Origin of the sequence: Vineibacter terrae (assembly GCF_008039615.1) — a bacterium.
Lineage (GTDB): Bacteria > Pseudomonadota > Alphaproteobacteria > Reyranellales > Reyranellaceae > Vineibacter > Vineibacter terrae.
Genome location: NZ_VDUZ01000009.1, coordinates 20,639 through 42,361 on the forward strand (window position 1 = coordinate 20,639; position 21,723 = coordinate 42,361).

Genomic DNA, 21,723 nt, shown 5'->3' on the forward strand with positions numbered 1-21,723 from the left:
ATACTGGCGGCGAGCCGACCCTGGACAATGTTCCCGGAAAGAAAAGAGAAGGCGGCATCATGAGCAAGATTGGTTCGGTCGGTGACGGCATCAGCGCCGAGAACGCCAACTGGTCGTTCGCCGGCAACGTTGCCCAGACCTTCGACGACCATGTCTCGAAGTCGGTGCCTCTTTACGACGAAGGCCACGAGCTGGTCTGCGGCCTGTCGGATTTTTTCATCAAACCCGACTCGCTGGTCTACGAGCTTGGATGTTCGACCGGCACCCTCACGATGCGGCTGGCGCAGCACCAGTCGGGCAAGCCGACGGCACGCTACATCGGAGTCGATATCGAGCCCGACATGGTCGCCAAGGCGGAAGAGAAGCGGGCCGAGCTCGGGTTGCGCAACGTCAGCTTCGTGGCTGACGACATCAGCCAGGTCGATCTGCAGCCCTGCGACATGGTGGTGGCCTACTACACCGTGCAATTCGTCCGCCCCAGCCGGCGGCAGGAGCTGATCGACCGGATCTACAAGTCGCTGCAATGGGGCGGCGCGCTGATCCTGTTCGAGAAGGTCCGCGGACCGGACGCGCGCTTCCAGGACATCCTGACGGCGATGTACTCCTACGACTACAAGCTCAAGCAGGGTTACGACGCCGAGGAGATCGTGTCCAAGGCGCGCAGCCTGAAAGGCATCATGGAGCCGTTCTCGACACAGGGGAATGTCGACATGCTCAAGCGCGCCGGCTTCCAGGACATCATGACGATCATGAAGTTCATCTGCTTCGAAGGCTTCGTCGCCATCAAGTAGCGGCGGCCTGGGGGAGGATGACGGCGATGGACGGCGCGATGGCTGCACCCACGGCGTGGTTCACCAAGGATGACGGGCGCAAGCTGCCGGTATCGGACGACTATCTGATTCCGTTCCTGACCCCCACCAGCCCCGGCACCAGCTACTGGGAGCCACCGCCGGCGGACAATGTCGAGGCGTTGCGGCGCGAGGACGGCCGGGTGCTGCTGCAGCTGCATCAGGTGATCGACCTGCTGCTGCGCTGCGGCGTCGATCTGGGCAACAAGACCCTGCTCGATATCGGCACCGGCAACGGGATGATCCCGCGTCTGATCCTGCACTATTCGGACCTCAAGGCGGCAGTCGGCATCGATCCCTATCTCGACGGCGAGCATCTCTCGAGCTGGCAGGCGCATGATCATGGCGAGCTGTTCAAGGAGCTGACGGGCTTCATCGACAAGCATTGTCCCGACGCGATGGATTTCCAGGAGTACCGCCACCTCGCCGGCTACCAGGATTTCTCGCTGCAGCCGGCGCGCGTGCCGCTGCGTGCGCAGGGTCACAAGAACTTCCGCTTCGAGAAGATCGGTGCCCACGACCTGCAGCAGCTCGACGAGAAGTTCGACATCTTCTACGCCAAGGCGATCGACCATATCCCGGACTGGCCGAGGATCTTCAAGGCGATCAGCGCCGTCGCCAGCGACGACGCGCTGATCGTCATCAAGCATTTCTCGTTCTTCGCCTATCTCGGCCCGCATCGCTACGCCACCACGAACATCCCGTGGGGCCATCTGCTGCTGACCGATGCGGAATACCGTCGCTTCGCCGAGGAGTTCCACGGCCATCGCGCCAGGGAGATGGTCGAGTTCTATTTCGACGGGCTGTCCTATCCGCGCACCACGATGCACCAGATGGTGATGATGGCCCGGGAGAACGGCTTCACGCTGCATGCCGCGATCAATGAACCCAACCGCAACGTCGCCAGGATCCAGCGCATGGCGGATGTGGTGCCCGATTTCTGGGACATCGTGCGCCAGAACCATCCGACGGTCAGCATCGAGGAGATGCTGTCGGGCCGCTACCACATCGTCTTCCGGCGGGCCCGCTAGAACGGGGCCTGGATCAGTCCGACCGGCTCACAGCCGCCAGAGCGCGATGTCGGCGGGCCTTATGTCGCGGTCGAGCACGCCCTGCACATCGGCCACGTAGCCGCTGTCGTTCTTCAACAGCCGGCGCACCAGGCTCCAGCCCGCGTCGATATACTGCTTGTGCGCCACGGCCAGCACGACGGCGTCAGCCGGCGCCATGGCATCCAGGTCCTTCAGCTCTAGCCCGTACTGGCGCCGCACTTCCGCCGGATCGGCCTGCGGATCGTGGACCTGGGCCAGGACGCCGAAATTGCGCAGCTCGCGCACCACATCCGCGACGCGCGTGTTGCGCACGTCGGGGACGTTCTCCTTGAAGGTGAACCCCAGGATGGTGACGACCGGCCGGCCGTTCCAGCCTCGGCGCATGAGGTTGCGCACGATGCGGTTGGCGACATAAAGGCCCATGCCGTCATTGACACGTCGGCCGGCCAGGATCACCTGCGAATTGTAGCCCACCGATTCGGCGACATGCGTGAGGTAGAAGGGATCGACGCCGATGCAATGGCCGCCCACCAGGCCGGGCCGGAACGGCAGGAAGTTCCACTTGGTGCCGGCGGCTTCCAGGACGTCGCGGGTGTCGATCTCGAGCCGGTCGAAGATCAACGCAAGCTCATTGATCAACGCGATGTTGAGGTCGCGCTGCGTGTTCTCGACGGCCTTGGCGGCCTCGGCGACCTTGATCGACGCGGCCCGATAGGTGCCGGCCGTGACGACGCTGCCATAGACGTCGTCGACGATATCGAGGGTCGCGGGCGTGTCGGCCGAGATGACCTTCCGGATGGTCTCGAAACGGCGCTCCCGGTCGCCGGGGTTGATGCGCTCGGGCGAGTAGGCGACGTTGAAATCCGTCTTCCAGGTGAGGCCGGATTCGCGCTCCAGGATCGGCACGCATTCCGTCTCCGTGACGCCGGGATAGACCGTCGACTCGTAGACGACGATGTCGCCTTTCTTGAGCTGCCGTCCGACCGCTTCCGATGCCGCGTGAAGCGGCGTGAGGTCCGGCCGGTTCGAGGAATCGGTCGGCGTCGGCACGGTCACGATATGGAAATCGGCGTTCCTCAGGTCTGCGGCATCGGCCGTGAACAGCAGGCCGGGTCGCTGCAGGTCCACGGCGTCGACCTCGTGGGTGCGGTCGTGGCCGGCCCTGAGCTCCTGGACCCGGGCGCTGGAGATGTCGAAGCCGATCGTCGGGCTGCCGATGCGCGCGAATGCGGCAGCCACCGGCAGCCCGACATAGCCCAACCCGATCACCGATATGCGCCGATTATGACCCATGGCATCCTCACCGCATGGCACCTGCCGGCGGAAGCGCGCCCTATACTGGAATTCGTTCCTGACCACAAACCGTGACGGACGGTCGCGGCCGGCGTCGGATCACAGCTCGCGCAGCCCCTCGGAGGGGTCGATCCGCGCCACCCGCAAGCCTGCCAGGGCCGAGGCGGCCAGGGCGCAGAGCAGGGTGACGGCGACGGCGACACCGACATGCGACGGCAGCAGCCGGCAGGCGGTTTCGCCGACGCCCAGGCTGCCGGCGAAATGGCTGTTGATGACCGAGGCGACGATCGCGAACACGGCCATCGCCAGCGCCACGCCCAGGACCGCGACGGCGGTGGCCTGGATCATCGGAAAGGCGACGGTGGCGCGTGTGCGGAAGCCGAGCAGGCGCAAGGTGGCAAGATCGCGGCGCTTGCGCTCGACCGCGCCCCACAGGCTGACACCCAGCGACAGCAGGAAGCCCGCGGTGCCGATGCCGGCGATCAGCCAGAACAGCAGGCCGAGGTTGCGGTCCAGCGACATGAGCTGCTCGACCTCGGCGGCCCGGGTCGAGACCTCGGTCCTCCCCGCCACCAGGCGGTCGCGCAGCGTCGGGATATCGTAGATGGTGCGGCCGTACAGGCGGAAGCCGGCGTAGAGCCGCTCGCCCTCGGGCCGCGTGCCGCCCTCCGACTTCAGCAGCGGCTCGGCGAAGCCGTCACGGAACGACTCGCTGGCATCCAGCAGCTCCAACGGCACGAAAACCGCGTCACGCGCATAGGTCGCTTCCGGCACGATCGCGATCACGTTCAGCGCGACGCGCGCATTCTCCTGCCGCCCGTCGATCGACCGGCCGACGATCCCGGCGATGACCGCGCCCTGCACGATGCCGCCCGCCTTGCGCGCCGCCGATTCCGACAGCGCAACGAGGATCCGGGGCCGGGTGGGTTGCTCTGCCTGTGCCGGCTCTTCCGGCAGGATCCGCGGATAGACCCGCGGCGGACACACGACGGCCGGATCTTCGTTCGGTGCCGTCGTGCAGGTCGGCGTGGCCGGCAAGAGGCCCTTCAGCAACGGGTCGCCCGGCGCCGTCGGGACCATCTCGACGTTGATCGCCGGTCCGCCGGGCTTCATGACGTCCATGCTGGCGGCGATGGCACGGGTACGGGGAATGACGAACGCGACCTCCGGCCAGGCACGCGCCGAATCAAACCAGGCCTTGTCGAAACGGCCGGCGCCGACCGGCACGATCTCGAGGTTGCGCGGATCGCCGGCCAGCCGTTCGGTCAGCGTCTGCACAACGCCAAAACGCAGGCCGAACAGCACCAGAAGCGGCGCCAGGACCGCGGCCAGAGCCAGCACCAGGCACAACGTCGCCCGCCATTCGTGACGCGCGTCGGCCAGGGACAGCACGACGATGCGGCCCAGATCACGTGGCGCGGGCACGGTCATGATTGCCGCGCGAAGGTCGAGCGCACGACCACGCCGTCATCGCTGCGCTCGCGCGCGATCTCAGGCGCGATGCGGGCCAGCCCCAGGCGCTCGACCCGGGCCCAGTCATGCGAGGCCAGCAGCAGCGCCGCGCCGCGCTCCTTCGCCTGCTCGAGCAGCAGGTTGGTCACGATGTCGGCGGTGGCCGGATCGACCGATGCGGTCGGCTCGTCCGCCAGCACCAGCGACGGGCCGTGGGCGAGCGCGCGTGCGATCGCGACCCGCTGGCGCTGCCCCACCGACAGCGATGCCGGCTTCTTGCGCAGCTGATCCGCCACCCCCAGCCGTTCCGCGAGGCGCTCGACCACGCTGCCGTCGCGCGGCAGGCCGAGCAGGCGGCGCGGCAGGTCGATGTTGTCGAACACGCTCAGGAAGGCGAACAAGCCACCGGTCTGCGGCACGTAGCCGATATGCCGTGCCCGCAGCGCCGCCAATGCATCGGACGCGCCGTCGCGCCACAGGGTGACGACGTTGGCGACGGCGTCATCGACCTGCAGCCGGAAGCGGGCGGCGTCGTCGGGGCGAGACGCCAGCGCGACCAGGTCCAGCAAGGTGCTCTTGCCGCTGCCGCTTTCGCCGACCAGGGCGATGCGCTCGCCTGCCACCAGGTCGAGCGCATCGACGTGCAGCTCGAAGCGGACGCCAGCCGCCAGCCGCTGCTTGGTGACGCCGCGCAGCGACAACAGGGGGGATGCGTTTCCCATCAGTGATGCACTTCAACCGTCGCCCAGAGGGGCGGAAGGGAAAACGGATGCGACGTGCATGCGGGGCTGTGCCGGGAGCGCGCTACTCCAATGGCGCACCGGCGCGTAGCGCCGGCTCATGCACGACGGAAAGACGAGAACCGGCCTTGCGGGCCGGTGCGCCACCGGCGTGGCGCGCTCCCGGCCTCTCACGGCAGGGCGTCGAGCGGGATGGGGTAGACGGCGTCGCCCGGATCGCCACCCGGGCCGCCGAGCTGGACCCAGAGCGCGGCGTCGTTGTGGAAGCGCTCGTAGAGCCGCGCCTTGGCCTCCAGCTCGTTGATCAGCGCCTGCTGCTCGGCGATCGACCAGGCTGTCCAGGTCGCCTGGTCGATGCCCATGATCTTGCTGCGATAGGGCAGGTCGTCGAGGTACTCGCCCATCAGGCCCAGCTCACCGAGCTTCTCCGTGCCCCGCCGGCCGATCCGCGAGGGATCGCGGCTCATGGCGGCGGCGGCGCTGCGCAGCTCGTCGAAGAAGCCGGCCGGCGTCAGCTGGCCGCGCTTGCCGGCATCGACGATGCGCCGGATCGTCTGCTGCAGATCGCTGAGCTGGTTCTTCGTCAGCAGGACGCGCACCTCCAGGGCCGTCGAGGTCGGCGTGTCCATGTCGCGGTCGGTGGCCCAGGCCTCGAACATCTTGGGCGCCTGGGTCTGATTCTGGCTCCCGAGATAAGCCAGCGCCATGGCATGGCCGATGAGCTGGAAATCCCGCTGCACGCGGGCCGCCGATTGCGGCGGTTGCTGCTGCTGTTCCTGCAGCCGGCCCGCCGCGAACATGCGCATCAGCTGCGTGGCGCCCTCGGCGATGCTTTCCATGTTCTTGCCGAACTCGGCCACGCTGCCGGCCTCGACAGGATAGTAGAGCGCCCGCGGCAGGTTCTTGCCTTCGGTCATCGCCTTGTACTGGCCTTCCGCCGAAGCATGGTCGGTCTTGCCGGCAGCGGTGCGCAAATGCACCGCCATGAGGTGGATCTTGCGGGTCTCGGCCAGCTCGCGGATGCGGTCGACGTCCAGCCCTGTCGACCCGCTGGGGTCGCTGCTCTGCAACGGCCCGGCATCGGTGATCAGGACCACGATGCGGCCATCGAAGCCGGACCAGTCGATCTCATCGATGGCGGCTTTCACGCCGGCGATCGAGTCCTCGGTGAAGGCATGGCTGGAAACGGTCGTCGCCTTCAGATCCTTCAGCTTCTCCAGGAACGCCTTGCCGTCCGGCGCATCCTTGGGCTGCACGAACACCTTGGTGAGGTATTCGAGGCCGGGGGTGATCGAGGTGTTGTTGCGGAAGGCCACCAGGCCATAGCTCGCCTTCAGCCCGGCGCGCTCGATCTGCTCGTAGAAGCGCCGGGCGGCATCGCGCGCGCGGTCGAGATAGGGCTGCATGGACGTCGTGGTGTCGACCACGAAGACGACACCCAGCTTGAAGTCCTTCAGCGATTCATAAAGGTTCTGCCGCACCTTCGGCTTGAGCGGATCGTCGCCGTCCTTCTTCAGCGTGACCGAGGCGACGCGCAGCATCCGCACCTTGATGTTGTTCGACAGATAGGCCTCGGACGCCTCCAGGATGGGCAGCAGGTAGAATTGCTTGCTGATGTCGATATGGGTGCTGGGCTCGATCGAGATCACCGGGAAACCGGCCGGCAGCGTGCCGCCGGCAACGATGGCATCGCGCAGCTTCTTGGCCTGCGCGACGCGGTCATTGGCCTCCAGCACGCCCTGCAGCTTGTCGCGCTCGCGGAAGAACAGAGCCCGCTCGCGGCCGGCGGGGTTGGTGAAGGCCAATGTCAGCGTCTGCCGCCATGCGACCGTGTCCGGGGCCTTGAGCCAGCCGGTGGTCTTGCCGTCGCTGCCGGGGCCGACCTCGAGCCAGTCCATGCCGCCCACCGTCTGCCGCGCATAGACGTAGAGCGCGCTCATCGGCGGCAGCGCGGCGCCCGCGGTGCCGCCCGGCTTGTCGAACGGCTGCGCGTCCGGACGGGTCAGCACGCGCTGGAACAGGGTCTTCTTGCCTTCCATCAGCAGCGGCGTGCGCCCACCGGAGGATGGCTGCTGCGCGACCGCTGCCGTCACCAGCATCAGCGCCGCTGCGAGCACCACCGCGGATGCTGTCGCCACACGCCGCGCGATTGCGATCATGGTCGGCTCCTATGTGCATTGCAGATCGGCAAACGACTTCTTCGCCTCGGCATCCCCCTTGTCCGATGCCTTCTTCAGCCAGTCGCATGCCTTCGCCTTGTCGGCCGGGAAGTTGTCGGCGCCCTTGGCGTAGAGCTGGCCCAGACGGCGCATCGCCAGCGGCAACTCGACCTTCGCTGCCTTCTCGTACCATTGCGCCGCCTGCACCGCGTCGGAATCGATCGGCGAGTTGGGCGCGCGGTTGACCGGATCGAAGAAGCCGGCGTACTCGGCGGCGCCCACCGGATCACCCGAATCGGCGGCCGCGCGGCAGACGAGAAACGCCGCGATCTGCTTGCCGTCCTGGCGCAAGGCGCGGCATTTCTCCACCATGGCCTCGGCTGCCGGCTTGGTCTCCAGGAACTCGGCTGCCAGCACCCGCTCGGGCTTCTCGATGGTCGGCGGCTTCGCCTTGTTCTTGTCGCCCTTGTCGCCCTCCGCGATTTGCGTCGTGCGCATGAAGAACCACCAGTAGGCGCCGGCGCCGACGCCGCCTACCAGCAGGACCAGGATGACAGCCAACCCGATCCACAAGCCGGCCGAGCTCTTCTTCTTTTTCTCGTCGCGGCCGATGCGGTCCATCGGGTCGGGCGGGCGCAGGCCGCCCGGGCCGGGATCGAATGGCGGCGGCGGCTCCTGCGGGAAAGGGAACAGCGGCGGCGGCTCGGCCGGCTGGAACAGGGGCGGCGGCTCCGGCGCCGGCTGAAACGGCGGTGGCGGGTCTGCGACCCATGGCGGCGGTGGCTCAGGCGGCGGTGGTGGTGGCGGTGGTTCCGCCAGCCCCGGCGTCCGCAGCACGGTGGTCTGCCCCGTGCCGCCACCAAAGCCACGGTCGGTGCCGGCCGGTGCGTCGCCGGCGACCATGCGGTTGGGGTCGTAGGCGCCGGATGTCTGCATGCTGGGCCACGCCACGACCGTGGCACCGACATTGCCCACGCCAGGCTCCCGCACCGACAGCCGGACGGTCAGGCCGGCCACCATGTCGCACACGACGGGGCCGACATGGAAATCAATGCCGCCGCCGAACGGCTGGACCCGCTCGGGAGCCAGCCAGGACTCCGATCGCTGCCAGCCGCCGTCCGACAGGTACTTCTCCGGCCCCTGCCGGCGCTCGATGCAGATCGTGAGGCCGTCCGGTGCGGCGTCCAGCTCGTGAACGCGCAGAACGGCGTGCCCGGGCAGGTCGGGTTTCGGCATGACTTCTGCGCGCATAGCCCACTCTAAAGTCGCGATTGCGGCGCCATTTTGGCCCGCTATGGGGTCGCGGGCAATCGTGAGCGGCCGTGAGCCGCCCGAGCGCAGCGAGGGATCTCCTGCGGCAAGACGCACAGTGCGCCATTCTCGGGAGATCCTCGCTGCGCTCGGGATGACGGAGAGCTCGGGATGACTTGGAATCAGGCGGCGAGCTTGGCCTGCTCGGCGCGGCGCAGGATGGTGCCCAGCCGGTCGTTCTGCTCGGGCGTGATGTCGCGGCCGCCCTCGAAGCCGACATTGTCCATCGCCAGCTGCAGGAAGGCGCGCATCCAGTCGGCGCAGAAGGTGTTGTAGATCGGCAAGGGCTCCTCGCCTAGCGGCGGGGGGTCGTTTTCAGCAAAGGGCGGCGGATCGTCGAACACACGCCGCGTCGGCGCCTGCGGCGGCAGGCCGGGCCGGTGCTCGCGGGCCACGCGCTCGAAGCCCAGCCAGTCGACGAAGCGGTTGATGACATTGGCGGCGGCGCGCACCTGGCGCTCGGCGATGTCCTCCCACTTGGCGTTGGCGTTGTTCTCGACCGCCCGCACATCCTTGGCCAGCCCGTCGGCGATGCGCAGCCGGTTAGCGCCCACCGCCAGCTCGTCGACCAGCCAGCCGAACTGCTGGCGATCGACGTTGAAATGCGACAGCGCGCGTTCATCGCCGCTGGTGCGCCGCAGCCGTTCCATCCAGTGCTGCAGGGCTTCGCTCGCGAAGCGGTGGGCACGGTCCTGCAGCGTCGAGCTGCCGCCATCGGACAGCCCGAGGGCGGCATCGTGGCCGAACACCTCGCCGAAGATGTCGCCCAGGTCGATGCCGGCGCCGACGGCCTCGCCGCCGCGGTCGCCCGGCTTGCCGTGCTTGCCGTTGCCGTCGGCCTTCATGGTGGCGACGCGGAAGTAGATGCCGCGCAGGTCTTCCTCGTCGACCTGCAGCGCATTCACCAGCTCGCCGAAGCGCTGAGCCTTGATGCATGGTCCCAGCCCGCGCAGCACCTGCTGCACCAGAACCTGCTTCTTCTGCCGCGCGTCCGAGTCGGTGCCGCTGTGGAAGCCGGCCAGCCGGTCCGACAGCCGGCGGATCTGCTCGTCGATCTGGCCGCGCACCTGGGCGCGCTTGATGGCCGGATCGCATACCGGCGTCAGGTTGGCGACGATATAGGACAGGCCGCCGTCGTTGGGCCGGAACGCCTCGTCCCAGGCCTTGGCCGGGTCGGCGAAATGCTGCTTCACGATCTCGTTGCCGACGAAGGCGTCGCGCAGCAGGCGGCAGCGCTCCACGAACGTATCGGCGATGCCGACCTCGCGCCCGTCGGCATAGAGCATCAGCCGCTCGTCCTTGACCGTCGGGTTGCGCAGCCAGAAGGAGTTCCGGAACGGCTTGCCGTCCCAGTTGCGGGGCCAGTCGCCGCGGAAGTTGTTCAGCAGCGAGTTGTTGAGCCGTGCGCCCCAGCGGCCGCTGAGCTCGGTCTCGCCGGCCTTCTGCTCGAACTCGCGATCCATCTTGGTGAGCACGAGGAAGAGGCCGTTCTTCTGCCGCGCGCGCGCCGGGGCGGTGTCGCCGAAGGTGGCGCCGACCCAGCCCTCCATCATCGGCGACAGGTCGCGCACCTCCTGCACGCCGTCGGGGATGCACAGCAGGATGGCCGAGATCTCGCGTTCGGCCGAGAAGCGCTGGAACAGATAGGCGACCTTGCCGCGCAGCAGCAGCTCGCGCAGCGGGTTGGCGTTCTGCTTGCCGTCGCTGCCCTTGCCGGCGTCCTCCAGCTTCTCCAGCTTCAGGCGCGAGCGCGCGCCGGGGAAGTCGAGCAGGTCGGTGTGGTCGAAGAACGGCCAGGGCTTGTCCTCGATGGCGATGCGCAGCTCGGCCGTGAGCGCGCAGACCAGCGAGCGCGGCAGCTCGCTGTCGGCGGCGCCCGGCAGCTTGGGCCGCACCTTCAGCGTGTCGCCGGCGTCGGTGCCCAGGCGGTCGAGGATCAGCACGTCGATGATGCTGTTCTCGCGCGGCACCAGGGCGTCGATCTGGCAATGCGCCTCCTCGGCGAAGCCCAGCTTCTTCAGCCCGGCGAAGAGGTCGTTGAACAGCTTGGTGTAGGGCTCGAAGTCGTACCACAGCAGCGACCACAGGCGGGCGCGGTCGGGCCCGGCCAGCCGGGGCGCCAGGTGCAGGGCCTCGCGCCAGAAATCGACATGGAAATCCTGGGTCATGCCCTTGAAGTAGCCGTCGAAGTACTCGATCAGGTCGAGCACGTCGTCCTCGTCAAGCCCGTCGACGGGCTTGTCCTTGGCCAGCCCGCGCAGCTCACCCAGGCGCTCGCGGATCTTGTCGGTCGTGGGCCGCTGGAACGCCGCCTTCTGGTGGTCGAAGTCGAGGAAGAACGAGTTGGCGAGGATCTTCACCAGGTCGGTCTGGGTCAGCAGCCTCAGCTCGACGGGATAGCCCGCCGGGCCGTCGCTGGCTTCGGTGCTGAGACGGGTCACCAGACCGGTCGATTCGCGGCCGCCGGGCGGGTTGATCTCGCGCAGGAAGTCGTAGCCCTTGCCGTCGAACCGCGCGATCAGCGGCCGGCCTTCGCGGCTGGCCAGGATCGACACCAGGTAGGACTTGCCGGCCTGGCTGGGACCGAAGACGCCGACGCACATCTTGCGCTTGGCGGCGCGGGCCAGCTTGCGGCTCTGGTTGCGCACCTTCTGCAGCTCGGCGATCAGCGAGCTCGCCTGCTGGCCGATGCTTTCGGCCGTCGGCGCCACGTCGCGGATCCAGGTGATCGCCTCGGCAGAGGCGGTGGCAGCCGCCTCGCAGTCGCGCGACAATTTGAGGTCGACTTCTTCCATCGTCGTGTCAGCCTGTCTTCAGCGCGCCGGTGTCCAGCCAATAGCCCTCGGATTGCGCCAGCGTCTGCAACCGCAGGACCAGGGACCGGCGGTTGACGTTGTTGCCGTCGCGATCGACGACCGCGGAGATGTCGAAGTTCTCGGTGTCGATGCCGCCGCGCTCGGTGGGGCGCAGCCGCTTGAACGTCACGAACAGCGGCGTGCGCCGGCTGAGCGCGTCGCCATCGCGCTTGCTGGAATATTCGAGATAGTAGAGCCGCGTCGTGGGCCAGCGCTCGAGGTCGACCTGACGGAACCCGATCGGGACCGGGGCGCGGAACTCGAACGGCTTCTCCGGCAGCTGGTACTCGGGGTTGTCGAGATCGACGTTCGAGAAATAGGTGTCCTGGCGCAGCAGCCGCCCCGCCAGCTCGATCGAGCCGATATAGCGCGCGGTGCTGCGGGCCCTGAGCTTGTCGGAGCGGAACGAGAAGCCCTGCAGCTGCGACTGGCCCAGCACGCAGATCATGGCGCCGACCGCGACCGTGGTCTTGGGATCGCCCACGCGCAGCCGGTTGTCGCGGAACGGATACCAGTCGCCGACACGATACTCGTGCAGCGGCACCACCCTGTCCGGCGACAGCGGCAGCAGCTTCAGGGCCAGCGATTTCATCGCCGGCAGTCGGGAGGGCCGGCCGGTCAGCAGCAGGAGATCACAGTCGTAGGTGTAGACCAGCTCGCACAACGGCGTGAGCACGTTCTTGATCTCGGCCTGCACCGTGTCGTCGATGCCCTGCAGATCGATCGGCACCAGGATCTTGCGCAGGTCGAAATCGCGCGCGCCGCGCTTGCGGGCGGCATCGTTCACGAAGGCGACCACCTCCGGCGCCGGACGTGCGCCGGGCGGGAAGAACGATTCGAAGGGCCGTGCCTCGGGTGCCACCGTCGCCTCCAGCGGCTGGTAGCTCTCGCAGGCAAGCAGCAGCGCCAGCCCGATGGGGCTTGCGACCTGCAGCGCGAACTGACGCCGCAGGTTCTGGGTTTCCACGTCCTCGCCGCCGCGGTTGCTGCGGAACAGCTCGGTGGTCAGGTCCTCGGGGTTGGCAAGGCCGGCATCGGCCATGGCCGCCTCGATGGCCGGCAGCACGTGGTTCTGGATCACGCGCAGCAGGATGTCGTCGCCGGCCTTGTTGAAGCCTTCGCGGAAGGTCTGCTGCGGGTGCATCGTGACGGAGATGCCGGTGCCTTCCACCGTGTAGGTGTTGATGATCAGGTCGGTCGTGCCGCCGCCGATATCGATGCTGGCCACGCGCAGGGTGTCGGGCCTGTCCTGGCGCACGCGCGGACGGCGCGCGGCCTGGAAGAAGGCGCGCGCATCGCCGCCGAAGTTGCGCGCCACCTCGGTGTACAGATAGACGAGCTGCGTGCAGCTCGCCTCGTCCCACTCCAGGAAGACCTCGGGCTGCGTGCCGTCGTCACCCAGCAGCTGCCAGCCCAGCACCATCCAGACGAGATCGCGCGCCGCCTCGGCGCGCTGCCGGAAGATCTGGCGCTCGGCCAGCGGCATGCCGGTCGGCACCGTCATGATGATGCGGCGCAGGCGTCGCGGGATCTCGGCATGGCTGCGGCGGATGCGCTGGGCCGGCGAGTTCATCTGCGTCAGCGCCTGCAGGATGATCTCGCACAGGGCGAAGGTCATCATCGACGAGCGCGAATAGAGCGGCTCGAAGACGGGCAGGTTGTCGGGATCGTCCGGTTCCAGCCGGTGCAGCGCCTCGCCCTTCTGGTTCACAAGCTGCGCCAGCGGCCCGCTGTTGGCCGCCATCGTGCCCTGCTCGGGCGAGAAGGCGGCGTTGAAGAACCACTCCCGCTTCTGGGAGTCGGTATCCCAGAGATATCGCTTGGGCGACGACATCCCGGTATTGCCCTCGGTGCCGCGGCGGCGCGACGCCAGCCGGGTCGCTTCCGGCCCGATGCGCGCCATGGTCGGCCAGACGAAGGCGTCGGTGCGGCCTCCCAGGCGTGAGAGGTGGTTCTTGCCGAACGAGGCCTGGGCGAACTCGATGCGCGATTCGAACGGCTTGGCGTAGACGTGCTCGGGGTGTGTCAGGTCGCGCAGCGCCAGCTCGTAGGAATCGTTGAGGTTGGCGGCACGATCGTCGGTCGACTCGATCAGCATGCCGCAGGTGCGCGAGTTGCCGACGTCGAGGACGAGATCGACGTCGATCGCGCCGCGCCCCGGGCGCTCGGCGTCGCCGACCACCTTGATCGCCGGGAAGATGCCGGCGCCGTCGAGCATGCCCAGGAAGGCGAGGTAGCGGGCCGTCGGCTCGGTCGGCGCCCGCTTGGCCTCGGTGTCGATCTCATGCGCCGAAAGCTTGGGGAAGAGCTCGCGGAACAGCTCCTCGATCCATTTCTGCACCCATTCCTGGCGCAGGAACCACTGGTTGTCGGCCTGGCGCGGCGCCAGGGCGAAGATGGCGCCCGACGCCACGTCCTTGGGCGAGGGCGCCAGGTAGGCGCGGCCGTCGAGCTCGGGCAGCAGGCCGGTGTCGAACGCCAGCACGGCGCGGTAGCGGTGCCCGTGCTCGTCGCGGAAGCCGTCGCCGTGACGGGCCTCCAGGTCGACGACGCGCACCCGCGCCCAGTCGCTGGGTCCATCCTTGAAGACCTTGCCGGGGCGTGCCTGGAAGAACGGCACCGGCACCCAGCGGTCGAGGAACGGGGCCAGCGCGTCCTTCAGGCCGATATCGAGGTTGCCCAGGGCCTCGCGCCGCTTGCCGGCCTCCATGACGGTGTAGACCCCGGTCCCGGGGTCGTACTCGAACTGCACCAGCTTATCGACGGTGGCGGCGCTGTCCGGGGTGTTGGTGTCGAGGAACCGCCACTCCTTCACCAGCAGCCGGCTGGGGTCGAAGCCGAAGTCGAGAAACTGCACACCGCTTTTCGCGATCAGAGTTGTCGGCTGGGGGTAGCGAGGCAGATAGGCGAGATCGCTCATGGTCCGACGCATACGACGGCTGCGCACCGACGGCGCGGCATAGCCATAGTGTATCGGGGCAGGGTGCTGCGCTGCAACCACGGCGGGGTCGTGTGCGCAAGCAGCGACGGGCCGCGGCACGTCCGCTCCCGCCGATCGCGTGACAACAACGACAACAACGACAAAAAGTCGCCGCCGCAGGCCGCCGGATCCCCCCGACCAGGCATCGCGACGCCCGTCCGTGCCCAATGATCAGGCGGTGTGAACGCGATGACTGTCACTGCTCGATCTTAATGAGGGTGGGATAGCGCTGCCTGACGGCGACAGCCAACGAGACCAGGAGAATGGGGGCGAGCGCTAGCTTATCAATATAATATTCTTTTGAAGAGATCAATATTTTTGTTGGCCGACAACCAGTCGGAGAGTGAGGCGCGGCTGTCACCCCGAGCGCAGCGAGGAATCCAGGCGCCCTCCCTGGATCCCTCGCTGCGCTCGGGATGATAGCCGTATCAGCCTGCCGCGACCGTCACTTGCCCAGGCGCACGGCGTAACCTGGGCCGCCTTCGGTGCTGCCCTGGCATTGCGCCCGGCCATCGGCGCCGCTGTCGCAGGTCACCGTCGACGGCGCGTAGGTCGTGCCGTCGGTGCATTTCAGCGCTTCGGTTTCCTTGATGACCAGCTTGCCGGAGCCGTCGCGGCTGGCCTGCGCCGGCCCTTCGCAGACGACACCGTTCTTCTGCACGATGCGGCTCTTGCCCTTGCCGTCCTTGTCGAACGTGTATTGCGGCCGGATGACCTCATCGCCGTCCTGGGTGGTCAGGTCGGTGCTCGACCGCCAGTCGCCTTGCATGAAGCGCACGCCCGGCTCCTTGGGAATCTGCACCGGCTCGATCGGCTTCTCGCCCGGCTTGAGGCCGGCGCGCGGGTCGGTGGGCCGGGCGGCCTGCTGCGGCGGCCGCTGCTGATCGGCCTTCGGGTTGGCCTTGGGGTCGGGCTGCGGCTTGGCGTCCGCCTGGCGCTCGGGCTTGGCTTCGGGCTTCGTCGTATCGGCCTTGGTCTGCGGCTTGGTGTCGGTCTTGGTGTCCGGCTTCATGTCCGGTTTCATTTCCGGCTTCCGGCCCGCTTCCGTCGATGGCTTGGTGGTGCCGTCAGGGCCGGGGCGCTCGACCGTCCCGCCAGGCTTCGGATCGGTGGTGGTGCCGCCGTCTTCGGCCGTCGTGCCCGGCACCACGACGGTGCCGCCGTCCTGACCGGGCACGACCGTCGTCGAGCCCTGCTGGCCGGGCGTGCACTGGTTGCGCTTTTCGTTGAACTGGGCCCACAGGCGCAGGAAATCGGATCGCAGCGCCGCCTCGCGCGCCTGTTCGGCGCGCAGGGCCGAATCGTCGGCGCCATCCGCGCCGGCAGGTCCGGTGCCCGCGGTCGACGGCAGGGTGAATTTGCCGTCCCACACCCAGCGCGGCAGGTGGGGTTTCACCAGATAGGCGGCCACGGCCAGCAGCAGCAGCAGGAAGAGGGCGACCAGCAGCCACTTCCAGAGGCTCGGGGCGGCCGGCGGCGCCACGGCTGCCATTGTCGCCGAGGGCGCGGCGGCGGGCGGCGGTGGGCCCGGGGGCCATTGTCCGGATGGCGGTTCGGCGGCGGCCGGTGGTGCAGGCGGCGGCGCGGACGACCAGGCGGTCGGCGCGGCAGCGGGCGGGGGAGGAGAAGGGGGCGGCGGTGCCGCCGCGGCGGGGCCGGTTGACCACGATGGCAGGCTGGCCACGGACGCGCCGGCGATGCCCAGCAGCATGCCGGCGGTGCCTTCGGCCGTGAAGCCCCAGAACGCCAGCACCGGCCGCGAGTCGACGGAGAACAACGTTTCCGGGCCGGGGGCCAGCAGCGCCTGCCGCAGCAGGCGGCCAAAGGCACGCTCGCCGTCCGAGCGACCGGCGCCGTCCAGGCGGTCGACCAGCCGCTCCAGATCGGGGCGCAGCTCCTGCACCTTGGACTGCAGGGCCCGCTTCTCGGCCTCCGACAATTCAGTGTAAGGGCGCGCGGTGCCTTCGAACGGCGCCCGCCATTCGATGCTGCTGCCCTGCTCCTGCGGGATCGCGAACAGCTCGGCATGGCGCCTGCCCAGCCGCGTGTCGATCGCGGCGCGCAGCTGCGCGGCGCGGCGCCAGACCGGCTGGCCGCCGTCGCCCAGCGCGCTGTAGGCGCCGGCGTCGGCCGTCATCAGTAGCGGTCCGGAGCTCATGGCTGAAACGCTCCTGCTGTCCCTTTGCTCAGTTGCCCGGCCGGCAGCGCGGCGGCACCTGGACCGATGCCGTGGCATCAGTGAAGGCATCCAAGGCCGCCTGCGCGCTGGTCGCCGGGTACATCTTGCCACCCGTGATGGTGGCCAGGCAGGTCGAATCCTCGGCGCTGCCGGCGACGTCGATGACGTGAACCTTCACGCCGGGCTTGGCGGCGTGCAGGCGCTGCGCCACGGCGCAGACATTGCCGCCGCACGAATCGCGGCCATCGGAAAACACCACGATGGTGCCGTTGGCGCTGCGCATGCCGTTGGCTGCGGTCTCGATGGCCCGCGCCAGCGGCGTGCCGCCCTTGGCCACCTTGCCCTGGATCAGGGCGATCAGCCGCGCCCGGTCGTTGCCGCCGAAAAACCCGAAATCCTGGATGGCGCGGCAGTCGTCGAACACGACGAACCCGAGACGCACATCGGTCGGCAGCTGGGGGATGACCTGGACCACCGCCTGCTTGGCATCGTCGAGCCGCTTGGGGCCCGGCGTCTGGATCAGCGTCTTGATCTCGCTGGCGGCGGTCCGGTCGCCACGCCGGCTGCGGGCGGTGAGGCCCTCCTCCTGCGCCGCGTTCAGCCCGCTGGGCATGTTCATGCTGGCCGCGCCGTCGATGATGACCGTGAGCTCGGGCTGCGGCGTACCGGGCCGTCGCGGCGGCGGGCAGGCCATCTCGCTGGTGGCGGTGGCGCCGGGAGCAGAGGGCGCCAGGGCCTCCTCGCCCCGCGGCTCGCCGGGCGTCGATGCAGGTGCCCGGCATCGCTCGAGCTCGCGGCGGGCCTGCTCCTGCAGCGACGCCAGCTCGACGCCCAGCTCCGCGCCGCGCGCCCGCGACTGGGCCAGCGACGCGCTCAGCCGGATATGCTGCTCGACGACCGCGATCGCGGCTGGCGCCGGCGGCGGGGGTACGTCCGACGATGCCGTGTCGAACACGGTCGCGACGCCGGGGAAGCCCTGCATGGCCCAGGCCGTGCCCGCGAGCAGGAAGGCCGCCGCGCCCGAGGCCCACCAGCGGCGGCGCACCGCCTGACGGCGAGCGGCGGCGGCCGGCAGCGTGTCGCTGGCCGTGGCATCCGGCGCTGAAAAATAAGCCGCGGGTGCCGGCTGTGCCGTTTCCGCTGTCCGGGGGATGGCCGCGGGCAGCACCGGCGGTCCGGCAGCCTCCGATTCGTAGCCCCAGCACACGACGACCGGCTGATCGCCGACCAGGAACAGATAGTCGTCCGACGGACGGCGAACGGCCAGAGCCAACGCATGGCCCAGCAGCCTGCCGTCCTCGTTGTCGCTCTCGGCATAACGGCGCCCGAGCGCCTCGATGTCGCCCAGCAGGCCGTCGATCTCGCTCAGCAGGGCGCGCTGCCGGGCCTGCGGCAGGCTGGAGAAGCGCTGCACGGGGCCGGTGGCGGCGGTGTACCAGTCGATGGCGCGCCCGCCGTCGTAGGGCTGCGGTTCGGCCAGCAGCCGCGCGTAGCGTTCGCCCAAACGGCGGCGCAAGGCGCCACGGACCTGGTCGTGGGCCTTGTGCAGGGGCTCGCCGCGCATGCCCAGCGGGCGGGCGCCCGCGAGCGTGGTGCTGACCAGCGTGTTGACGTTCACCCCGCGTGTTCCCACCCGGTGCGCTCCATGGGGAGGCGCCATGCGGCGCTCATTCGCCGCGGGACGCAGGATCGGGGCCGAATACGGCGAAAATGCGAGATCACGGGCCGCTCAGCGGACGCCGCCGGACAGAAAGGGAACGAAATTCCACCACGCCGGCATCCGTTTGCGGCCATCTGCCTTCCGGTCTCGTTGACACCCGGGGGTGGGGTCTCTATCTCTGCCCCGCCCGGGCGTTCGGCCGCCGATCCTGCCTGGGACGCCTTTGTTTTGTCGAGGTTTTTCATGTTCGCGGCCGTCGCACGCCGTCTCTTCGGAAGCGCCAACGACCGGCTGGTCAAGACGCTCGACAAACCCGTTGCCCGCATCAATGCGCTCGAGCCCGAGCTCATAAAGCTCTCGGACGACGAATTGCGCGACCGCACGCGCCAGTTCAAGGAGCGCCTGGAGAAGGGCGAGACGCTCGACGATCTCATGGTCGAGGCCTTCGCCACCGTGCGCGAGGCGGCCAAGCGGGTCCTGGGCCAGCGGCATTTCGACGTCCAGCTCAAGGGCGGGATGATCCTGCACCAGGGCAAGATCGCCGAGATGAAGACCGGCGAAGGCAAGACCCTGGTCGCCACGCTGCCAGTCTATCTCAACGCCCTCTCCGGCAAGGGCGTGCATGTCGTGACGGTCAACGACTACCTGGCCCGACGCGACTCGGAGTGGATGGGCCAGGTCTACCGCTTCCTCGGCCTGACCGTGGGCGTGATCGTGCACGACCTGACGGACGAGGAGCGCCGCGTCGCCTACGCCTGCGACGTGACCTACGGCACCAACAACGAATTCGGCTTCGACTATCTGCGCGACAACATGAAGTATCGTCGCGAGCAGATGGCGCAGCGGGAGTACAACTACGCCATCGTCGACGAGGTCGACTCGATCCTGATCGACGAGGCGCGCACGCCGCTCATCATCTCGGGACCGGCCGAGGACTCCTCGGAGCTGTACCGCGCCTGCGATGCGCTGATCCCGCTGCTGGAGCCCGAGCACTACGAGAAGGACGAGAAGCAGCGCACGGTATCGTTCACCGAAGCCGGCACCGAACGCATCGAGCAGCTCATGAAGGAGAAGGGGCTGCTGGATACCGACAGCAACCTCTACGCCCTGCAGAACGTGTCGCTGGTGCATCATGCGACGCAGGCGCTGCGCGCCCACAAGCTGTTCACCCGCGACGTCGACTACATCGTCAAGGACGACCAGGTCATCATCATCGACGAGTTCACCGGCCGCATGATGACCGGCCGGCGCTACTCGGAAGGCCTGCACCAGGCCCTGGAGGCCAAGGAGAACGTCGAGATCCAGCGCGAGAACCAGACGCTGGCGTCGATCACCTTCCAGAACCTGTTCCGCCTCTATCCCAAGCTTTCCGGCATGACCGGCACGGCCATGACCGAGGCGCCGGAGTTCGGCGAGATCTACGGCCTGGAGGTCGTCGAGGTGCCGACCAACGTGCCGGTGGCGCGCAAGGACAACGACGACGAGGTCTACCGCACGGCGCGCGAGAAGACCAAGGCGATCGTCGAGCTGATCGAGGACTGCCGCAAGCGCGGCCAGCCGGTGCTGGTGGGCACGGTGTCGATCGAGAAGTCCGAGGCGCTCTCGACCATCCTCAAGGACCACAAGGTCCCGCACAACGTGCTCAATGCCCGCTACCATGAGCAGGAGGCGACGATCATCTCCCAGGCCGGGCGGCCGGGCGCGATCACCATCGCCACCAACATGGCCGGCCGCGGCACCGACATCCAGCTCGGCGGCAACGTCGAGATGCGGGTGCGGCTGGAGCTCGCCGACGTCACCGACGAGGCCGAGCGTGAGGCCCGGCGCAAGGCGATCGAGGAAGAGGTGCTGGCGGCGCGCGAGGCGGTGAAGAAGGCGGGCGGCCTCTACGTGGTCGGCACCGAGCGGCACGAGAGCCGGCGCATCGACAACCAGCTGCGCGGCCGCTCCGGCCGCCAGGGCGATCCGGGCGGGTCCAAGTTCTTCCTGTCGCTGGATGACGACCTGATGCGCATCTTCGGCACCAACCGCATGGATGGCATGCTGCAGAAGCTGGGCTTGCAGGAAGGCGAGGCCATCGTCCATCGCTGGATCAACAAGGCGCTGGAGCGGGCGCAGCAGAAGGTCGAGGCGCGCAACTTCGAGATCCGCAAGAACCTGCTGCGCTACGACGACGTGATGAACGCCCAGCGCAAGGAGGTCTATCGCGAGCGCCTCGAGCTGATGGGGCAGGAGGACCTGTCGGAGATGGTGGGCAACATGCGCCACACCGTGGTCGACGGCTTTGTCACCCGCGCCATTCCGGAGAACGCCTATCCCGAGCAGTGGGACGTGGCGGCGCTGAAGGACAACGTGAAGCGCGTCTTCGGCCTCGAGCTGCCGATCGAGGAATGGGCCAAGGAAGAGGGCATCGCCGACGACGAGATCCGCCAGCGGCTGACGGCGGCGGTCGACCGGCAGATGGCCGAGAAGGCCGCCAACTACGGCCCCGACATCATGCGCCAGGTCGAGAAGAGCGTGCTGATGCAGGTCTACGACCAGTCGTGGAAGGAGCACCTGCTGCATCTGGACCATCTGCGCCAGGGCATCGGCCTGCGCGCCTACGGCCAGAAGGATCCGCTCAACGAGTACAAGAGCGAAGCCTTCAACCTGTTCGAGAGCATGCTGGGCCATATGCGCGAGACGGTGACCCAGGTGCTGGCGCATGTGCAGGTGCGCCTGGAGGAGCCACCGCCGCTGCCGATGGAGCCGACGCCCGAGCAGCTCCACACGATCCACGAGGATCCGGCGCTGGCCGCGGCGATGGCCGATGACGGCGCGGTGTTCCGCCAGGGCGAGGCCATGGAGCCGGTCGAGCGCACGGGCCCGGCGCCGTCGTCATCCGGCCCGGTCGTGCGCCGCGGCGCCAGGCAGGCCGACCCCAACGATCCATCGACCTGGGGCCGCGTGTCGCGCAACGCGCCCTGCCCCTGCGGCTCGGGCCGCAAGTACAAGCGCTGCCACGGGCAGTACAGCTGAGGCGGTCAGGTCGGGCCGCGCGCTCCAGCGGCGCTCGAAGCACGTCCTGTTCAACGGACATGTCCTTGGGAGCGCCGGCTTCCAGCCGGCTCATGATCCGGCGTTTCGCGCCGATGCTGGCTAGCCTATGTCCAAGTTCAGACGGGACGAGCTGCTCCACGGCAGTGGAATGAACA

12 protein-coding genes are annotated in these 21,723 nt (G+C 68.4%); 3 read left to right on the forward strand and 9 right to left on the reverse strand.

Annotation, left to right across the window (positions count from 1 at the left end):
- Positions 1–59: 59 nt before the first annotated feature.
- Together FHP25_RS09945 and FHP25_RS09950 are read left to right on the forward strand one after the other, a co-directional pair.
- Entirely contained in the window at positions 60–791 is a 732-nt protein-coding gene (locus FHP25_RS09945; RefSeq protein ID WP_147846778.1) for a methyltransferase domain-containing protein, read from the forward strand.
- 38 nt (positions 792–829) lie between these two features.
- Positions 830–1,879, forward strand: a complete 1,050-nt coding sequence (locus FHP25_RS09950; protein ID WP_147846779.1) for a methyltransferase domain-containing protein — start codon at positions 830–832, stop codon at positions 1,877–1,879.
- 27 nt (positions 1,880–1,906) lie between these two features.
- Here FHP25_RS09950 and FHP25_RS09955 read toward each other — a convergent pair whose 3' ends face one another.
- The 9 genes from FHP25_RS09955 to FHP25_RS09995 form a co-directional block, all read right to left on the reverse strand.
- Positions 1,907–3,193: a nucleotide sugar dehydrogenase gene (locus FHP25_RS09955; RefSeq protein ID WP_147846780.1), complete on the reverse strand. Its 1,287-nt coding sequence runs from the start codon at positions 3,191–3,193 to the stop codon at positions 1,907–1,909.
- Between the two features lie 99 nt (positions 3,194–3,292).
- The gene (locus FHP25_RS09960; protein ID WP_147846781.1) at positions 3,293–4,624 is read right to left on the reverse strand and encodes an ABC transporter permease; all 1,332 of its coding nucleotides are present in this window, start codon (positions 4,622–4,624) and stop codon (positions 3,293–3,295) included.
- On the reverse strand, positions 4,621–5,367 hold the full coding sequence (locus FHP25_RS09965; RefSeq protein WP_147846782.1) for an ABC transporter ATP-binding protein: 747 nt from the start codon (positions 5,365–5,367) through the stop codon (positions 4,621–4,623). The genes FHP25_RS09960 and FHP25_RS09965 overlap by 4 nt, the downstream gene beginning before the upstream one ends.
- Positions 5,368–5,555: 188 nt before the next feature.
- A complete protein-coding gene (locus FHP25_RS09970) occupies positions 5,556–7,544 on the reverse strand; it encodes a vWA domain-containing protein (protein ID WP_147846783.1) in 1,989 nt (662 codons plus the stop codon).
- 9 nt (positions 7,545–7,553) lie between these two features.
- Complete coding sequence (locus FHP25_RS09975) at positions 7,554–8,780, reverse strand: SEL1-like repeat protein (protein ID WP_147846784.1); 1,227 nt, start codon at positions 8,778–8,780, stop codon at positions 7,554–7,556.
- 197 nt (positions 8,781–8,977) lie between these two features.
- Positions 8,978–11,650, reverse strand: coding sequence for a virulence factor SrfC family protein (locus FHP25_RS09980; RefSeq protein WP_147846785.1), 2,673 nt, complete (start codon positions 11,648–11,650; stop codon positions 8,978–8,980).
- Positions 11,651–11,657: 7 nt separating this feature from the next.
- Positions 11,658–14,630: a virulence factor SrfB gene (locus FHP25_RS09985; protein WP_178133428.1), complete on the reverse strand. Its 2,973-nt coding sequence runs from the start codon at positions 14,628–14,630 to the stop codon at positions 11,658–11,660.
- Positions 14,631–15,135: 505 nt separating this feature from the next.
- On the reverse strand, positions 15,136–16,848 hold the full coding sequence (locus tag FHP25_RS09990; RefSeq protein WP_147846787.1) for an SrfA family protein: 1,713 nt from the start codon (positions 16,846–16,848) through the stop codon (positions 15,136–15,138).
- 28 nt (positions 16,849–16,876) lie between these two features.
- On the reverse strand, positions 16,877–18,502 hold the full coding sequence (locus tag FHP25_RS09995; protein WP_178133429.1) for a VWA domain-containing protein: 1,626 nt from the start codon (positions 18,500–18,502) through the stop codon (positions 16,877–16,879).
- 270 nt (positions 18,503–18,772) lie between these two features.
- On the opposite strand from FHP25_RS09995, the gene secA reads away from it, so the two are divergent.
- Positions 18,773–21,547 (forward strand): preprotein translocase subunit SecA, encoded by a 2,775-nt coding sequence (gene secA, locus FHP25_RS10000; protein ID WP_147846789.1) that lies wholly within the window; start codon positions 18,773–18,775, stop codon positions 21,545–21,547.
- The last annotated feature ends 176 nt before the right edge of the window (positions 21,548–21,723 follow it).

What these genes read in the sequence shown, in the direction of transcription:
- FHP25_RS09945 (WP_147846778.1), top strand. Translation starts at nt 60, where the DNA reads ATGAGCAAGATTGGTTCGGTCGGTGACGGCATCAGCGCCGAGAACGCC.
- FHP25_RS09950 (WP_147846779.1), top strand. Translation starts at nt 830, where the DNA reads ATGGCTGCACCCACGGCGTGGTTCACCAAGGATGACGGGCGCAAGCTG.
- FHP25_RS09955 (WP_147846780.1), bottom strand. Translation starts at nt 3,193, where the DNA reads ATGGGTCATAATCGGCGCATATCGGTGATCGGGTTGGGCTATGTCGGG.
- FHP25_RS09960 (WP_147846781.1), bottom strand. Translation starts at nt 4,624, where the DNA reads ATGACCGTGCCCGCGCCACGTGATCTGGGCCGCATCGTCGTGCTGTCC.
- FHP25_RS09965 (WP_147846782.1), bottom strand. Translation starts at nt 5,367, where the DNA reads ATGGGAAACGCATCCCCCCTGTTGTCGCTGCGCGGCGTCACCAAGCAG.
- FHP25_RS09970 (WP_147846783.1), bottom strand. Translation starts at nt 7,544, where the DNA reads ATGATCGCAATCGCGCGGCGTGTGGCGACAGCATCCGCGGTGGTGCTC.
- FHP25_RS09975 (WP_147846784.1), bottom strand. Translation starts at nt 8,780, where the DNA reads ATGCCGAAACCCGACCTGCCCGGGCACGCCGTTCTGCGCGTTCACGAG.
- FHP25_RS09980 (WP_147846785.1), bottom strand. Translation starts at nt 11,650, where the DNA reads ATGGAAGAAGTCGACCTCAAATTGTCGCGCGACTGCGAGGCGGCTGCC.
- FHP25_RS09985 (WP_178133428.1), bottom strand. Translation starts at nt 14,630, where the DNA reads ATGAGCGATCTCGCCTATCTGCCTCGCTACCCCCAGCCGACAACTCTG.
- FHP25_RS09990 (WP_147846787.1), bottom strand. Translation starts at nt 16,848, where the DNA reads ATGAGCTCCGGACCGCTACTGATGACGGCCGACGCCGGCGCCTACAGC.
- secA (WP_147846789.1), top strand. Translation starts at nt 18,773, where the DNA reads ATGTTCGCGGCCGTCGCACGCCGTCTCTTCGGAAGCGCCAACGACCGG.